The organism is Gilliamella apicola (assembly GCF_003202655.1).
Classification (GTDB): Bacteria; Pseudomonadota; Gammaproteobacteria; order Enterobacterales; family Orbaceae; genus Gilliamella; species Gilliamella apicola_R.
Window position 1 is genome coordinate 241,295 of the sequence record NZ_QGLR01000012.1, and the last position, 16,898, is coordinate 258,192.

Genomic DNA, 16,898 nt, shown 5'->3' on the forward strand with positions numbered 1-16,898 from the left:
ATGCTAGGTTTGTACTTGGGATTATTTATTTGCACATTATTATATTTGAAAAAAATCAATCGGCTTAAAATTAAAACGCAATTAAAGACCAAACAGCCTAATACCGCAAAACGTTATGGAAGTGGCAATGTCAAACGTAGAATTAAAAAATAATAATATGCTTCAATCGCAACTCTGGGATCAAGCGTTAATTGAAAAGTATAACTATTCCGGCCCAAGGTATACCTCATACCCGACAGCACTTGAATTTAATGAGCAGTTTACTGAGCAAGACTTTATTTCAGCCGCTTCTTATTATCCTCAGCGGCCATTATCGCTTTATATTCATATTCCGTTTTGTCACAAACTCTGTTATTTCTGCGGATGTAATAAACTGGTAACCCGGCAAACTCATAAAGTTACCCGATATCTTGATATATTAGATATTGAAATAACCAAACGAGCTGAATTGTTCAAAGATCGAATTGTCACTCAAATGCATTGGGGGGGCGGTACACCTACTTTTTTGACTGACGATGAAATAAGCCGATTAATTACCTCTATAAAGCAACACTTTAACTTTGCTCAAGATGCCGAGCTATCCATTGAAATTGATCCCAGAGAAATCAGCCCACAAACTATCGATCATCTTGCCAAACTTGGCTTTAATCGGTTAAGTATGGGGATTCAAGATTTCAATCATGAAATTCAAAACCTTATTAATCGTGAGCAAGATGAGAATTTGATCCGCTCATTAATTGCCCAAGCACGAAAAAATCATTTTCGATCGATTAGTCTTGATTTAATTTATGGATTACCTAAGCAGACCGTTGAAAGTTTTACCGAGACATTAAATAAAGTTATTGATATTTCTCCTGATAGATTAAGTGTGTTTAATTATGCACACTTACCTAGCCGTTTTGCTGCTCAACGTAAAATTAAAGACCATGATCTACCGAATGCTAACCAAAAACTAAAGATCTTACAAACCAGTATCGAAAAATTAACCCAAGCTGGTTATCAATTTATCGGCATGGATCACTTTGCCAAACCAACCGATGAGTTAGCTATCGCTCAACAGCAGAATAAGCTGCATCGTAACTTTCAAGGTTACACCACTAAAGGCGATGCGGATTTAGTGGGGCTTGGAGTATCGGCAATTAGCATGCTGGGTGATAGTTATGCGCAAAATCAGAAAGATCTAAAATCATATCAAACTTTGGTTGAACAAAAAGGTCATGGTCTATGGAAAGGCTTTACCTTAAACCAAGATGATAAAATACGCAGAGATGTGATTAAGCAACTAATTTGTCATTTCCATCTTGATAAAAAACCGATTGAACAACTTTATCACATTAAATTTGATGACTATTTTGCTGACGATTTAAAACTACTTGCACCACTAGCCCAAGATGGACTAGTAATCGTTAATCAAGATAGCATCGTTGTTCAACCTAAAGGTCATTTGCTAATACGCAATATTTGTATGTGCTTTGATATCTATATGCGTCGCTTAGTCCGACAACATCAGTTTTCACGCGTGATTTAATTGGTTTAACTCACGCATGAATATTTGATTATCTTTAATGATTAATGACTGGCTAGATAGACTTTAAATTTGGTTGTTTGCGCAATAACGTCAACCTGTTTAAAGGTCTCATCCAAAATCGATTGATAAGGCAAAAATGAATTTGCCACAATACAAAGATAGCCATTTAATTTTAAGTACTTTTTAGCTTCTTTAATCAGTTTGTTTACTGCCGTGTAACTGGTCTCCTTACCATCGTGAAAAGGAGGATTAGAGATAATTAAGTGATACTTGTCATTGATATCTGAAAATACATCACTAGCAATAACTTTTCCTGCAATGTGATTGTCAGCTAAAGTAGCTTTACTGGATTCTAACGCGGCGCTATTAACATCGGTTAATGTTAAGTTTAGATCTTGATATAGCTTACCTAAAACTGTCGATAAAATACCTGAGCCACAACCTACATCGAGAACGTTGCCTTTAATAATATCACTCTGCTCCATCAATGCATTCAATAATAATTCACTTCCTGCATCCAAACCTTTTTGGCTAAAGACACCTGGCAAGCTCTTAATTTCGATAGCTTGGTTTTCAATAGTTAAATGATAACTTAACCACCACTCTTTTAAATCAAAAGCCAAACGGCTATCTGCACGGAAATGATATAAACCACATCGTCTGGCACTATCTATTTTTTGGATGGTGCCAAAATCCGCTAATAACCCTTCAACACTTTTTACCCCAGTACGATTTTCACCTATGATAAAAATATCACTCTCTTTGGGCATATTGTTTAATAAAAACGATAATTGAAATTGCGCTTCGCTCTTGGTTTTGGGCCAATAGTAAATGAGTGTATTAATATCGGTATAAAAAGATTCGTCAGGATAGAGTGAAAAATTTGTACTATCTGATCGTTTGCTGTGTTTAAAATTTAAAAATGTGTGATACTGCGAGCAGTGGATCTTAACCAAATTAGCCGCAATAACCGCTGGATAATTATCTTGGATATCGCCTGCAATTAAAATATTTTTATCCTCAAAAAAGGATTGATGACGTTCAAGTACTTGGCTAGCAGGAGTAAATATCGATGTTGCCATAATGCCTCAATGAAAAACCTTTATAAATTGATGCGAAGATTATACAATTAACTCTCTTTAATCCCTAATAAAACCGTAATCCGACAATGACACAAATTGATTGGTATCTTAAGCAATGTGATATTACCCAATATGTTTTACGCAATTCTGCCGTTTTTCAAGGTGAACTTGCTACACACATGGATGATAAAATTCGTTTAATTGTGGTCGCAAAACAGCAACCAACACAAAAAATATATTATGATATTTTAAAAGCTATTGAATTAACCGAAGAACAAGTTTTATTTCTTACACCTTCACAATTAATAATACCGGCAAATGAAGTAAAAATCGTGACTTGGTTTATTGACGTAAATACTGATGAACCTTGGCAAAATAACTTAACTATTAACACTAGCGATTTAGATTCGCTTGCCAAAGATCCGCAACAAAAGCGCAAACTTTGGCAACAACTATGTAACTATGAAAACCATTTCCATCCTGAACGAAAATGATTTAGCCGAAGCTTATCAATTAGAGCGGCTATGTCACCCAATTCCTTGGTCTAAAGAGACTTTTTTTTCAAACCAAGGTGAACGCTATTTAAATTTTAAAATAACAGTTGCTAATAAAATTGTAGGCTTTTGTATTTGCCAACAAGTGGTTGATGAAGCAACTTTATTTAATATTGCCATCCACCCCAAATACCGGAAGCAAGGATTAGCTAAAGCATTATTAAATCATTTAATTGATGAGTTAATGGCAATAAGCTCGCCCTATAAGATTTCAACCCTATGGTTAGAAGTTAGAAGATCAAATACTCCAGCAATTGTCTTGTACCAGTCAATTGGATTTAATCAAATAACCATAAGAAAAAACTATTATCCATCTGCCGATGGTCATCGGGAAGATGCAATTATTATGGCTTATACTTTAGCACTATAAATTATTTTGACGGGAGTAATTATGTCCAGAGCACTATTATTTGTAAATGGTGAGCCACCTAAAAAACTTCCTACACATTTAGATTTAGCAAACTATCAATATATAGCCTGCACGGATGGCGCATATCACAGTTATCTATCTGAATCCGCAATTGTGCCGGATTTTATTATTGGTGATTTAGACAGTATTAACCCGAAAATGACCGTGCCGGATAAAACGCAAATCATTCACACGCCCGATCAATCTAAACCTGATTTTGAAAAGGCGCTGTTATTTTTAAATAGTAAAGGAGTTACATCATTTAGCATATATGGTGCAACAGGACGTGCCAGTGACCATTTTTTAGGTAATTTATCGGTTGCTATGCAATATCATCAACAGTTCAAAATGGTGTTTTACGATGATTATTGTCACTTTTTTTTCGCTACTCATCATCAAATTATTCATCATGTTAAGCACCATATTATTTCACTAATGCCATTATCAACAGTAACGCATTTGACTATCAGCGGCTTTAAATATCCAATAGATAATCAAACTTTATCTTTGGGGGGGTTTACCAGTTTACGTAACAAAGCGATTGATGACACAGTGAAAATTTCCTTTAAAAATGGTAACTTATTGGTATTCATTGAAGATAAGTACAGTTTGAATTGACTTCAACTTACATTACTTTACAATAGCGTTACATTTTATAAGAGTACTTTTTTAAAGGAACAACAGCATGCTTTTAAAAAAATTTACACTTTTTATTTGTTTTTCATTTGTTTCTTACACAGTTTTTGCTCAAGATAATAAACCAAGCGTTACTGATAATTTAGTTGATACTTTTCTTAACTGTGATAATCAATTTTTTCAGCATTTAGCGGAAAATAAGCAAACAGTAAGTGAATATGTTGATTTAACCACTAAAGATAATGTCACTTTTATCCCAGTTGAATCGATTTATCAACAGGATAAAAATAGCGTTAATTTCAAAAAACCACTTAAATATCACGGCTTGACGATAACTGGCTATCAAAATATTTTCATACCAACCAATCTGTCTGGTCAATATTATTATTGGGGCTTTATTTTTGATAATAGTCAAGAAGAAATTATTAAAACCTTAGATAAGTTAAATTGGTCCAGATACAATGAAAAAGTCTATATTGCTAATTCAAAAATCTATGATCGCAACGCCAAATCACCAGTATGGAAAAACAATCCCTACTCTATTGATTCGGTAGTACCAAGACTTGGCACTATTGAAAAAGCCCTTTATTTAGAAAGTATGGATAATAAACAAAATAGTTTGCTTTGTTCTATTCAAGGCGATTTAAATAAAGAGCTTCTCTATAAAGATCGTCCGGATATAAAACCACTTGACGAAGAGTTTGAAAAAATTCGGCAAGAAAAGAACAAAGCCTATAAATTGAAGAAACAACAAGAACAACAAGAAAAAAAAGCAGTATCCGAAAACCAACCACAATCAACTAAAAAACAGTAGCTCGAAGGAAGGAGATTAAACTTAAATGAAAAAATTATGTCTATTCTTAATGCTCTTTTCTTTTGCAGCAACAATCCATGCCGCAGAAAACAAAGAGAAACCATCCTATACAGAGGCTGAGAAAGCAGCGCAAGCTAAACAAATTGAATTGATGCTGAGTAATCCCAAAATTGGCAAACAATTCGTTCCAATTTCGAAAAGTAATGAAGATAACAAGCTTGGTTATGCTTACCTTGATAAGGATTCAATAAAATTACACCCATATAATCAAAGAATTCGTGTTTTTAGGGAAGTTATCAATTATGTACCAGAATTAGTACAAAATATCGATAATGTAAAAACGCCATATCATGCAATTGTGATCAACTATTATGCTAACTGTGCAAAAAAAGAGATCGCTAAAGGGCAACTAGATCTTGTTGAAAACTTCTTTGCAGAAGGTAAAACAATTAATCATATTAACATTCCAAGTCGTTGGAACCGAGCCCTGAAAGGGGACGATAAGCATCAATTACTCGTAATTGCTTGTTCTTTACCACTTAATAAATAAACACTTTATTCACCTATTAACACTCTTGCCACCTTGCTGTGGCAGAGTCTTTTTATTTATGCTAATATCCCTACTTTAATCGCCCAACTATAGTCAGATCAATATGAATATCGCCCAATTCCATACCTTAACAGATCAACTTTTTAATCAAATCGAATTATACCTTGATGATTATGCTGATGAACATGATATCGATTTAGATTATGAAACTAATGGTAATGTCATTACGGTGAGTTTTCCTAATCACAGTAAAATTATTGTTAATACCCAAGAACCGCTATTCCAAGTTTGGTTAGCCACCAGAAAGCAAGGGTATCATTTTGACTTTATCAATGACAAATGGATCTGTAATCGTACTGATCAATCATTCAGCGATATCTTTGCCCAAGCGGTACAAGAACAAGCCGAACAATAACTATCTAAAGAAAAGGCGCTAGATAACAATTTAGCGCCTTTTTTAAGGTATATGTTATTTACAGTAATGTCAGGTTGGCTAGTTTTATCACAAGCCATTTGATACCAACATCAACAAAAGCAATTTGCACTCGTTTATGCTCACCTTCGCCATCAAGATTTATAATGGAGCCTTCACCAAAACGGGCGTGTTTCACTTTTCTACCTAACGTATAGCCATCATCTTCTTTCATCTTCTTAGAATAGGATTTTTTACGTTCTTGATAGAATTGATCATCTTTGTCCTGATATTTACCACGATGACTAAATGATGAAAAACTACCATGGTAGAAAGTTTCATTTAAATTTTCAATCGGTAATTCATCTAAAAAACGGGATGGTAAATTACGTTCTTCACGGCCATAAAGTCGTCTTTGTTCTGACAGTGAAAGGGTTAAACATTTTCGCGCACGAGTAATTCCCACATAAGCTAATCGTCTTTCCTCTTCCATTTTATCGATTTCTTGGATTGATCGTTGCGCAGGAAAAATCCCCTCTTCCAAACCCACAATAAAGACATTATCAAACTCTAAACCCTTAGCCGAGTGTAGCGTCATCAATTGCACAGAATCTTGCTCACTAACCGCATCCCGGCTTTCAAGTGAAGTAACCGATAAAAATGATTCAAGAACAGTTAATGGTTTACCAGTGACATTATCTTCAATCACCGCATTTTGATTTAAAAGATAAAATTGTTCAGCCGCTGAAACCAGTTCTTCAAGATTTTCTATTCTTGTTTGTCCCTTAATACCCGGCTCTTGTTCATACATTCGCATTACACCGGATAATTTAATGATCCTCTCAAGCTGTGTATAGAAAGGTAGATCTTTAACTTCGGCGTAGATAGATTCCATTAAATGCAAAAAACGATTAACATCATTACGTTGTCGATCAGTCAGCGCATTTTGTTCAATCAACATTAAGCAGGCGTCCCACAAGGAGATAGCATTATGGTTAGCACAATTTCTAATTTTATCTAATGTTACTTGTCCGATACCACGAGTCGGGGTATTTATGGTAGCATCGAATGCCATATCATTGTTATGATCATGCAATAAACGTAAATAAGCGAGGGCTAATTTAACCTCTTGCCTTTCATAGAATCTAATCGAACCATAAATTTGAAAAGGTATAGCATTTTGCATCAAGGTATCTTCAAATATTCGCGATTGAATATTATTACGATACAAAATAGCGCAACTTGCATATTTCTGACCTTCATCATGATATTTTTTGATTTGGCCAACAACAAATCTAGCTTCATCTGCATCATTGAAGCTCCTATATACGGTGATCTTCTCGCCCTGACCACTATCCGTCCATAGATTTTTACCTAAACGATTCTTATTATTTGCAATTAATTTATTTGCCGTATCTAAAATAATCCCGGTAGATCGATAATTTTGCTCTAAGCGAATAATCTCAGTATCAGGATAATCATTGATAAATAATTGAAGATTATCGGCATTAGCCCCACGCCAACTATATATAGATTGGTCATCATCGCCAACGATCATTACATTAGCCGTGTTACCCGCAAGCTTTTGCACAAATCGATATTGAATTTTATTGGTATCTTGAAATTCATCAATTAACACATTTGAGAAACGATGACGGCAATAACTTAAAACATTTTCATCTTTGCAGAGTAATTCATAAGCTCGCAAAATTAGTTCAGAAAAATCGACATATCCTACTTTATCGCAAATTGCTTGATAATCGCGATAGATCGTTTGCCACATAACTTGTTTTGGATCTTCTGGCACTAAATCTTTTGCCCGCAGCCCTTTCTCTTTTTGAGCTGAGATATAATTGGCACACTCTTTAGCTGACCACTCTTTCTCATCTACTTGTAGTTCGCGAAAAATTCGCTTGATAAGTCGAATCTGATCTTCTGTATCAATAAGTTGGAAATTATCGGGAAGATTAGCTTGCTGGGCGAACATCCTTAGTAAACGATGGGTTAAGCCGTGGAAAGTTCCTACCCACATACCGGTTAAATAGCTCTCACCAACTAGCGCTTTTATTCGCTCTTGCATTTCAGCAGCTGCTTTGTTGGTAAATGTAACGGCAAAAATTGAACCAGATGAATAATTTTTTTCAATGCAAAGCCAAGCTATTCGATGAACTAAAACACGGGTTTTACCGCTTCCGGCACCGGCAAGCACAATAGTATATTGGTTATCAGTGGTTACTGCAGTTTGTTGTTCGGTATTAAGATCGCTTAATAATGATTGTTTAATGTCCATTATGCATTAACCCATCACGATAACATAAATCACTCATAGTTCTAAATGTTGCAACTCTTTTTAATATTTTCATTTTCTTTATAATATTTTTTTAGAGGATCCGTTAAAAAAATAAAGACAGGAGTAAATGCAAGCGTAATTACATCTAACTTCACTGTCTTTTTATACACATATTGAACAATTATAACAGATTATCTAATTCTGGCAATCGAGTTATTTCGACATGAGGTAGACACCTTGCATCAGTAAGATGGTAGATATCTTGACCAAAAATATTTATCCAACATGACAAATATCCATTATTAATGGCACCATTTACATCGGTCTCTAAATTATCACCAACATGTAAAATGTAGTTTTTGGCTACCGCTAATTTTTTTGCGGCTAAGTCAAAAATTTCAGGAAATGGTTTTGAGCGACCATCCGGCCCACCACGTAAAGAAAATTGAAAATAGTCACCTAAACCTATTTTATTAACATCAACATTGCCATTAGTAATTACGGCTAGTGGATATTTTTTGGCGAGTTTGGCTAATAAGATATGCGTTGATTCAGGAATAACCATCTTATGCCGCCAAATATTAAAACAGCCTAAAGCATCATCAATAATATTAGTATGTTGTAATACGGGGATATTGGTTTTACTCAATAGAGATTTGATGGTCTCAATCCGCCAAGCTATCACATCATGATAGATTTCCGGATTGAAAGAAAGGATCAAATTTTTCTCTTGGTAATATAAGTCTAAAGTTAAATTTGCTAGTTGCTGATGTTTTTGTAAAGTTTTTAACATCTCCTCTTCAGCTTTATCGACAATCATACTATTGTCATATAAAGTATCATCAAGATCGAAAGTGATCGCTTTAATGCAGTCAATTGAACGATAAAAATGCATTATTTTTTCCCTCTTTTAGCTCGTGGATGAGCAGAATCATAAACTTCCGATAAATGTGAAAAATCCAAATGTGTATAAACTTGAGTTGTGGATAAATCAGCATGACCTAGTAATTCTTGTACTGCTCGCAAATCACCACTCGATTCAAGCATATGCGTGGCAAACGAGTGACGTAATTTATGTGGATGAACATGCGAACTTAAACCTTGTTTGACGCCCCATTGAGCAAAACGCTTTTCCACATTACGCGGCGAAATTCGTTTACCTAATTTAGAAATAAATAGAGCATCATCATGAGGTTTAAATTGATTACGCATGCTTAGCCAATGTTCAATCCATTTAATGGACTCGCGGCCTAAAGGTAATTTTCGCTCCTTATTGCCTTTCCCCATTACCCGAACTTCACCTTCTCGCAAATTTAGCTCTCGGCAATTGATATTCACTAATTCGGACAGTCGTAATCCGGAACCATACATTACTTCGAGCATGGCTCTATCGCGTACCGATAATGGGTCATTATATTCAATATTCAGTAATTGGTTAACTTCGTCAATATCAATATTTTTAGGAAGATGCTGACCTAATTTCGGATTGACTACACCGCGAGCCGGATTAGCGGCAATCAATTCATTTTTCACCATCCAATCAAAAAAACTACGCAGTGCCGACAAGCGTAAAGAGAGACTTCTTGCTTGTAAACCGGTTTGCCGACTACGACTAATTAACAGCCGTACCGCTGATGAATCAAGATCTTGCCAATTAGTGATATCCAAATCTTTGCTTAAATCGATAATAGCATAGAGTTGGCGACGATAATTAATTTGTGTATTAAGGCTAAGTTGTTTTTCCGATTTTAAATAATTTAAGAACTGTTCAATCGGTTTAGCTAATAAAGAGGAGTGACTGAGATTATTTTCAACCATCATAATTCCTTACTTTTTTCGCATAATCCATTTTTCAATTAAAATAGGTAGTATTTCACTTACCTTTTCCAATAACAAAGTACCTTGTCCAGCCTGATAATGCATAGAATCTGAACTGGTAAAAACTAACACCCCAAGGTCACCAAATTGACCAAATAAGGATAAAGCAACCGAACCTACATAACCACGGTGTGGTAATAGAAGGTCTAATTCACTGGTGTTTAACTGCCCTAAATAGAACTGACTATACTGTAAATGACGGACACGAATAAAATCAAATTGTGCAGAACTTAAAGCCAAATGATGATAGTTAGATGGAGCGTTAATTAACCATTTATCATCGAAAAGATATAAATAAGCACCATTGAGACCTAACTCTTTAGCCCAATTTTTTAAAGAAGTCATTAGTTCATCAATATCTTTTGCTTTAATTAATTCATATTGTAATTTCATTAGCTGATTAAACAGCAGTTCATTAGCAATAGCATGTTCCATCAGCATGGTGATTTCAGATTCTAACTGATTAATTTTATTACGTTGTCTAGCCATATGCCATTCTGGTAATGAAATAATCCCACGAACAGGGTGTGGCACACGCATACGCTCAATTTGCGCCGCATTGCGAATAAAGAAATCAGGATTATCAATGATATATTGACTCACCATTTCATCATTCAATTTAACGACTGTTTTTTGTTTATGACTTAGCTTATTTTTGGCTGTTTCTGCTTTTTTTTTGACCATAATTTATTTTTATTGAGCTCAATGAGGTTAGTTGTAGCAAACCTCATTGCTTGATTAGTTATTAAATTGATATATAACCATCATATACGTGTGTGGCAGGTCCAGTCATATAAAGTGGTTGCTGATTGCCTTGCCACTCGATAACTAATTTGCCACCAGGCAAATTAACATTGACTCGCTGATTTAACAGTCCTTGCTTTATTCCAACAGCAACAGCTGCACAGGCACCGGTACCACAAGCTTGTGTTTCACCCACGCCGCGTTCAAATACTCGTAAATTAATATTATTTCTATCAATAATATGCATAAAACCAATATTGGCTTTTTCAGGAAAACGTTCATGTTGTTCCAACAAAGGACCTAATGTGGCAACTTGAGCTGTCAATATATCATCTACTTGCAAAACACAATGTGGATTACCCATTGAAGCCACACCACACAGAACCGTCTGTTCTTGCGCGCGAATAATATAGGTTTTTTCTTCTTTAATGGCTTTGAAAGGAATTTTATTCGGCTCAAAAATGGGACTACCCATATTAACCCGCACGGTTTCATCATCATTAACAGTTAACACAATATTACCCTTCATGGTGCTCACCTTTAACACCCGTTTTTTCGTCAACCCTTTTAAACGAACAAAACGAGCAAAACAACGGGCACCATTGCCACATTGTCCAACTTCAGTACCATCAGCATTAAATATTCGATAATGAAAATCACTTTCTGGCGAATATGGTGGTTCAACAACCAGTAACTGATCGAATCCTATTCCAGTATATCGATCTGCCATCCGTTTAATCATTTCACTTGAAAGATGAACATTTTGCGTTACTGCATCAATAACCATAAAATCATTACCTAATCCATGCATTTTAGAAAAGTTCATCTTTAATTACCCTTTAGTGTGAAACATTATTATTGATTATTGTTTAAAATTTGATTCAAAAAGGGCTTTATTTGCCCTACGCATCAGCACATCGTTAGTGCCCTCGCAAGCAAATTATAGTACTAATTCACCGCGCCATAAATCATCAAACGTCTCACGTTTTCGAATTAGCTTATGTCTATTGCCTCCCTCGATCATGATTTCAGCTGGGCGTGGATGGCTATTATAATTTGATGCCATACTAAAGCCATAAGCACCGGCACTACAAATTACTAATAGATCATCTTGTGCAACCGACAATTCGCGTTGATAGGCTAATACGTCACTCGATTCGCAAATAGGCCCAACAACATTATAGCATTCTTTTTTATCCGAACTGGTTGGTTCTTTAACCGGTAAAACTCGCATCCAAGCTTTATAGAGTGCGGGTCGAATTAAATCATTCATTCCGGCATCTACAATAGCAAAATGGTTACCATCTTGATGTTTGGTGTATTCAACTTTAGTAATTAATATACCTGCATTGGCGATAATTGACCTACCCGGTTCAAAAATAATTTCAAGATCAGCATAATTGGTTAATTTTGCCATTAATTCTGCAGTAAGTAATGATGCGGAAGGAGGTGTTTCGTTATCATAACAAACACCCAATCCGCCACCTAAATCAATATGTTCAAGATGAATATTTTCTGCTTTAAGCTTATCAACTAAAGCTAAAATTCTATCGGTAGCGTCAAGAAATGGTGATAGTTCTGTTAACTGAGAGCCAATATGACAATCAATTCCAGCTATTTTAATATGACTTAAACAAGCGGCTTTACGATAAACGTCTAAAGCTAATTGATAACTTATACCAAATTTATTTTCCCGCAATCCAGTTGAGATATAGGGATGGGTTTTTGCATCCACATCTGGATTAATTCGTAATGAAATTGCAGCGATTTTACCCAACTGTTGAGCAATTTGGTTAATGCGATATAATTCTGATTCGGATTCAACGTTAAAACATTTAATGCCAACCTCAAGCGCTCTTTTGATTTCGACAATGGATTTTGCCACACCTGAAAAAACAATCTTTTTAGGATCACCACCGGCTTTTAATACTCTTTCTAACTCACCTTGCGAAACAATATCAAAACCTGCACCAAGTTTGGCTAATAAGTTGAGAACCGATAAGTTACTGTTGGTCTTAACGGAATAACAAATTAGATGTTGCTTATCTTTAAGCGAATCTTGATAAGCACGAAATTGCTGAGTGATATGGTTTGCAGAATAGACGTATAACGGCGTACCATATTGGTTAGCTAGTTCAGAAATAGCGACGTTATCAGCCAATAACTGGCCATTGTGATAGTGTAACAATTCCATTAAATGATTCCTTTAAGCGATTTTACTTATATCGTTAGATTGAACAGCGGCAGCTGACTCATCAGCAGGATAATAGAGTGGTCCCTTTAAACCACAGCCGACTAGAGTGAAAACAACTAAAAAAGTAGCAATAAGTTTTAAAAAGAATTTCATACAATATTCACAATTTAATCAAATTTATAATGCGCTCTATATTACACGATAGCCATATTCGTGCAAAGAGCAAATCATTAAGTTTTCTACAGTAAATCCGAGAAAATTACGACCAATAATTTAATCATAATAGTGATAGTGGTTTGATCATCAACTGGTATGATGTTTTAATTATCGAAATAATTCAAGTTAAAGATAGATACCCTACACTATCCTTCTTTAAAACCATGTTAACCGATAAATATCATCACTCCTTGGACCGAAATATTTCAATAGGTTGATTATTTTTTTAGATAATAATCCCTAGGTTTAATATAAATTTTTGAAAAATATCAAGGCATCTATACCTCCTCGCATCTATTTACCTAAAATTAAACCAGATATAAGACTGTGCTAACCTATTAAAGAACATAACTATTTTTTGATTAGTGTTAGCGGATGTATTAACTGAAATTTTTACCGCTCATTCCAATTATTAATAGGTTTTTTAAGTAATTATTACCTAGTTTAATTTAAATTTTTGAAAAAATATCGAGGCATCTATACCGTCTTACCCCTATTCACCTAAAATTAACCATACATATAACCGGGCTAAACTATTAAAGAGCATACCTCCTTTTTAAACCGAAGTTACCAGATGCGGATCCTCTTAACTTTTAACCGTATATTTCAATCATTCATAGGCTTTATTGGTAATGATTACTTGGTTTAATAAAATTTTTGTTAAAAAATTGCGGCGTCTATACCGCGTCTTCACCATCTAGTTAAGTCTGATAATCGCCACAGCCTAACCTAATCAATGCCCCACGTTAAAATTTTATGGAGCACTGTTTTAAATTATCATTGCAAATGAGGTATTCAAAATAGAGGAAAATCTGCCTGTTTGGCGATTGCTTGTAGGCGTTTTTTGGCAGTGATAATATTTTCTTGCCATTTATCATCTTTAGCCCACATTTCGATAACTAATGGTGCGGTATAATCCATCCTTTTTAGGGTTTTAAAGATGGAAAGAAAGTCCACTTCACCTTCACCAATCGTTAAATCTCTAAATTGACCTGCATAATTGCCGTTAACTTTATAAGTATCTTTTAAATGTATTTGCACTATATGTTCACGACTTAACATAAGCTCAGTACTAACATCATAATTCCAACCGGAAATATTACCCACATCGGGATAGGCCATAAAGTAAGGTGAACTCACCTCTTTTTTGAGAATTTCAAACTTGCTAAGCGAATTTAGATAATTAGTATCCATAATTTCGACAGCAAGCATTATCCCTAATTTTTCCGCTTGTTTTGCCGACCATTGCATACCCGAAATAAAGCGCTGGTGAGTTTGTAAATTGGCTGGTTCATAATAAACATCATAGCCTGCCAATTGAATTACTCTGATACCTAATTTATAGGCAAGAATGAGCGCTTTGTTCATAATGATTTTTGCTTGTTGACGAATAGTTTCATCAGCAGAACCAAAAGGATATTTACGATGAGCACTTAAACACATTGAATGTAATGGTAGACCAGATTGTTCACATAAACGTTTTAATTGATAAATTTCGTCATCTGACCAATCAAGTCTTGCCCGGCGTTCATCTGATTCATCAATTGAAATCTCGATAAAATTAAATCCGAGTGATTTTGCTTGGTCTAGTTTTTCTTGCCAAGTAAGATCATTAGGTAAGGCTTTTTCATAAATACCAATATGATTAGTCAATTTGGTTGGATCGATTGCAAATTTCGACATATTTAAAACCTAATAACAGTTGTTTAAACATAAAAAAATGCAGTCGTATTCCCGACTGCATCAGTTAAATTACCAATATTTAGCGATCTGCTCTCTTAATGCTTGCGCCGTTTTATTACCATTTTCATTGGCTAATGCGCGACCAGCAATGAAAGCCTTAGTTTTAATACCCGCAAACAAGTGAATATCTTCTGGTACAATCCCACCGGTAATAGATAGCTCAAGGCCTAAATCCGAAAGTTGACGCATTTTAACAAGATCTGCTTCTCCCCAACCTACGCCGGCTAGCTCAGCATCACGAGAACGATGATAAATAGCCTGTTTAATCCCTAATTTTCGCCATGCTTTGGCATCTTCGAGTGTCCAATGACCATATAATTCGATCTGAATCTCGCCATTAAATTCGTCTGCCACTTTTTTACACGCTTCAATGGTAGCTATATGTGCGGCAGCTGAAACCGTTAACCAGTTAGCCCCAGCTGAAAAAGCCATTTTAGCTAATATCGCTCCACCATCAGTGGTTTTTAAATCACAGACTAATATATGATTAGGATATAATTTTCTTAGATTTTTAACGCTTTCTATTCCAGCACCAAAGGCGAGAATAGTGCCAACTTCGATAATATCAACAAATCCTGAAACATTTTTTGCCACCTCCAATGCTGAGGTTAGTTCTGTTTGATCTAAAGCAATTTGTAATTTTGGTGTTGTCATGTTGGTTTCCTTATCTAATTTGATTTTTGGCCATAATAAGCATTAGCACCATGTTTGCGAAAATAGTGCTTATCGGATAATGTTTGTTGAATTTTGATGGTTTGATTAAGTTGTCGAGTTGAAATTGCCATCATTGCGACTTCTTCAAGTACCACAGCATTGTGTACCGCATTTAAGGCATTTTTACCCCAACAAAATGGCGCATGACCAGAGACAATAACCCCAGGCATCGCCATAGGATCAATACCGCGCTGTTTAAATTCCTCGATAATAACTAATCCGGTATTTTTTTCGTAATCTGTGGCAATTTCACTATCAGTTAGTCGGCGGGTACAAGGTACATCGCCATAAAAATAGTCAGCATGAGTGGTACCTAATGCAGGAATATCCAATTCTGCCTGTGCCCAAACGGTTGCATAGCGAGAATGGGTATGCACAATTCCGCCAATATTTGCAAAGGCTTTATAGAGTTCGAGATGAGTTGCAGTATCACTAGAGGGATTTAGTTTGCCTTCGACAATTTCGCCGGTTAATGAAACCACAACAATATCATCTATGGTCATATCACTGTACTCAACCCCAGATGGTTTGATGGCAATGACCCCCTTGGCACGATCCACTTCTGATACATTTCCCCATGTAAAGGTGACTAAATTATATTGTGGTAGCAATAAATTAGCCTGTAGTACGCGTTCTTTTAATGCTTGAAACATTATTTAGCCTCCATTTAGCGCGCGATCGATAACCGCATAAACATCTTTTTTGCTGTTACAACGTCTTAATTTATCCAGATCAACACCAGTCTCACTATTTTCATCATCTAAAATTTGTGTCACTTCCATTAATCCTTCCATATGCTGATCAGAAGTACTGCCGGCAAGAGTAACTAGTACATCTACAGGATCAGTCTCTCCCTCAAAATAAACAGGTTTTTTCAAAGTTACTAATGCAAAAGCCGTACGGTTCACGCCATCTTCTGGTCGCGCATGTGGCATGGCCAGATTAGGGGCAATAATGATATAAGGCCCCATGGTTTTAACGCATTGAATGATGGCATCATAATAACGAGGCTCAATCGCTTTAGACGCAACTAGCATATCTGTTCCTAACTTAACCGCGTCTTGCCAATTTGTAGCTTCTGCTTTAAGTAAAATAGAGTTATTTTCAATTAATGATTCTTTGAAAGCCATTGTT

Annotated in this window: 19 protein-coding genes; 7 read left to right on the forward strand and 12 right to left on the reverse strand. The window is 35.5% G+C overall.

What is annotated here, in order from left to right; translation table 11 throughout:
• Positions 1–157: 157 nt before the first annotated feature.
• On the forward strand, positions 158–1,528 hold the full coding sequence (gene hemN / locus DKK70_RS10935) for an oxygen-independent coproporphyrinogen III oxidase (protein ID WP_110434122.1): 1,371 nt from the start codon (positions 158–160) through the stop codon (positions 1,526–1,528).
• Between the two features lie 41 nt (positions 1,529–1,569).
• Here the strand turns inward: hemN and rsmC are convergent, their stop codons facing one another.
• Positions 1,570–2,610 carry a 16S rRNA (guanine(1207)-N(2))-methyltransferase RsmC gene (rsmC, locus tag DKK70_RS10940; protein ID WP_110434023.1) on the reverse strand — a complete coding sequence of 347 codons (1,041 nt, stop codon included), beginning with the start codon at positions 2,608–2,610 and terminating at the stop codon, positions 1,570–1,572.
• A gap of 86 nt (positions 2,611–2,696) precedes the next feature.
• On the opposite strand from rsmC, the gene DKK70_RS10945 reads away from it, so the two are divergent.
• The 6 genes from DKK70_RS10945 (at position 2,697) to cyaY (ending at position 5,988) form a co-directional block, all read left to right on the forward strand.
• On the forward strand, positions 2,697–3,104 hold the full coding sequence (locus DKK70_RS10945; protein WP_110434024.1) for a DNA polymerase III subunit psi: 408 nt from the start codon (positions 2,697–2,699) through the stop codon (positions 3,102–3,104).
• The gene (gene rimI / locus DKK70_RS10950) at positions 3,073–3,534 is read left to right on the forward strand and encodes a ribosomal protein S18-alanine N-acetyltransferase (RefSeq protein WP_110434025.1); all 462 of its coding nucleotides are present in this window, start codon (positions 3,073–3,075) and stop codon (positions 3,532–3,534) included. Before DKK70_RS10945 ends, rimI begins: the two co-directional genes overlap by 32 nt.
• A 21-nt stretch (positions 3,535–3,555) precedes the next feature.
• Entirely contained in the window at positions 3,556–4,191 is a 636-nt protein-coding gene (locus DKK70_RS10955) for a thiamine diphosphokinase (RefSeq protein ID WP_110434026.1), read from the forward strand.
• 67 nt (positions 4,192–4,258) lie between these two features.
• On the forward strand, positions 4,259–5,023 hold the full coding sequence (locus DKK70_RS10960; RefSeq protein ID WP_110434027.1) for a hypothetical protein: 765 nt from the start codon (positions 4,259–4,261) through the stop codon (positions 5,021–5,023).
• Between the two features lie 25 nt (positions 5,024–5,048).
• Positions 5,049–5,573: a surface-adhesin E family protein gene (locus DKK70_RS10965; RefSeq protein WP_110434028.1), complete on the forward strand. Its 525-nt coding sequence runs from the start codon at positions 5,049–5,051 to the stop codon at positions 5,571–5,573.
• 103 nt (positions 5,574–5,676) lie between these two features.
• Positions 5,677–5,988: an iron donor protein CyaY gene (cyaY, locus tag DKK70_RS10970; protein WP_110434029.1), complete on the forward strand. Its 312-nt coding sequence runs from the start codon at positions 5,677–5,679 to the stop codon at positions 5,986–5,988.
• A gap of 58 nt (positions 5,989–6,046) precedes the next feature.
• On the opposite strand, the gene uvrD is transcribed toward cyaY, so the two are convergent.
• The 11 genes from uvrD to DKK70_RS11025 all read right to left on the reverse strand — a co-directional run bounded on the left by uvrD (position 6,047) and on the right by DKK70_RS11025 (position 16,894).
• Positions 6,047–8,275 carry a DNA helicase II gene (uvrD, locus tag DKK70_RS10975; protein ID WP_110434030.1) on the reverse strand — a complete coding sequence of 743 codons (2,229 nt, stop codon included), beginning with the start codon at positions 8,273–8,275 and terminating at the stop codon, positions 6,047–6,049.
• A 181-nt stretch (positions 8,276–8,456) separates the two neighbouring features.
• Positions 8,457–9,170, reverse strand: coding sequence for a 5-amino-6-(5-phospho-D-ribitylamino)uracil phosphatase YigB (gene yigB, locus DKK70_RS10980; protein ID WP_110434031.1), 714 nt, complete (start codon positions 9,168–9,170; stop codon positions 8,457–8,459).
• Positions 9,170–10,093 (reverse strand): tyrosine recombinase XerC, encoded by a 924-nt coding sequence (xerC, locus tag DKK70_RS10985; RefSeq protein ID WP_110434032.1) that lies wholly within the window; start codon positions 10,091–10,093, stop codon positions 9,170–9,172. Before xerC ends, yigB begins: the two co-directional genes overlap by 1 nt.
• 9 nt (positions 10,094–10,102) lie before the next feature.
• Positions 10,103–10,837 (reverse strand): DUF484 family protein, encoded by a 735-nt coding sequence (locus tag DKK70_RS10990; protein WP_110434033.1) that lies wholly within the window; start codon positions 10,835–10,837, stop codon positions 10,103–10,105.
• A gap of 61 nt (positions 10,838–10,898) precedes the next feature.
• Positions 10,899–11,723 (reverse strand): diaminopimelate epimerase, encoded by an 825-nt coding sequence (gene dapF, locus DKK70_RS10995; protein WP_110434034.1) that lies wholly within the window; start codon positions 11,721–11,723, stop codon positions 10,899–10,901.
• A 114-nt stretch (positions 11,724–11,837) separates the two neighbouring features.
• On the reverse strand, positions 11,838–13,091 hold the full coding sequence (gene lysA / locus DKK70_RS11000; RefSeq protein WP_110434035.1) for a diaminopimelate decarboxylase: 1,254 nt from the start codon (positions 13,089–13,091) through the stop codon (positions 11,838–11,840).
• Positions 13,092–13,103: 12 nt separating this feature from the next.
• Positions 13,104–13,244 (reverse strand): LPS translocon maturation chaperone LptM, encoded by a 141-nt coding sequence (lptM, locus tag DKK70_RS11005; RefSeq protein ID WP_110434036.1) that lies wholly within the window; start codon positions 13,242–13,244, stop codon positions 13,104–13,106.
• Positions 13,245–14,102: 858 nt separating this feature from the next.
• Entirely contained in the window at positions 14,103–14,990 is an 888-nt protein-coding gene (locus DKK70_RS11010; RefSeq protein WP_110434037.1) for an L-ribulose-5-phosphate 3-epimerase, read from the reverse strand.
• Positions 14,991–15,059: 69 nt separating this feature from the next.
• Positions 15,060–15,704 carry a 3-keto-L-gulonate-6-phosphate decarboxylase UlaD gene (locus DKK70_RS11015; RefSeq protein ID WP_110423825.1) on the reverse strand — a complete coding sequence of 215 codons (645 nt, stop codon included), beginning with the start codon at positions 15,702–15,704 and terminating at the stop codon, positions 15,060–15,062.
• A 14-nt stretch (positions 15,705–15,718) separates the two neighbouring features.
• Positions 15,719–16,417, reverse strand: a complete 699-nt coding sequence (locus DKK70_RS11020; RefSeq protein ID WP_110434038.1) for an L-ribulose-5-phosphate 4-epimerase — start codon at positions 16,415–16,417, stop codon at positions 15,719–15,721.
• Positions 16,418–16,420: 3 nt separating this feature from the next.
• A complete protein-coding gene (locus DKK70_RS11025; RefSeq protein WP_110434039.1) occupies positions 16,421–16,894 on the reverse strand; it encodes a PTS sugar transporter subunit IIA in 474 nt (157 codons plus the stop codon).
• Between the last annotated feature and the right edge of the window lie 4 nt (positions 16,895–16,898).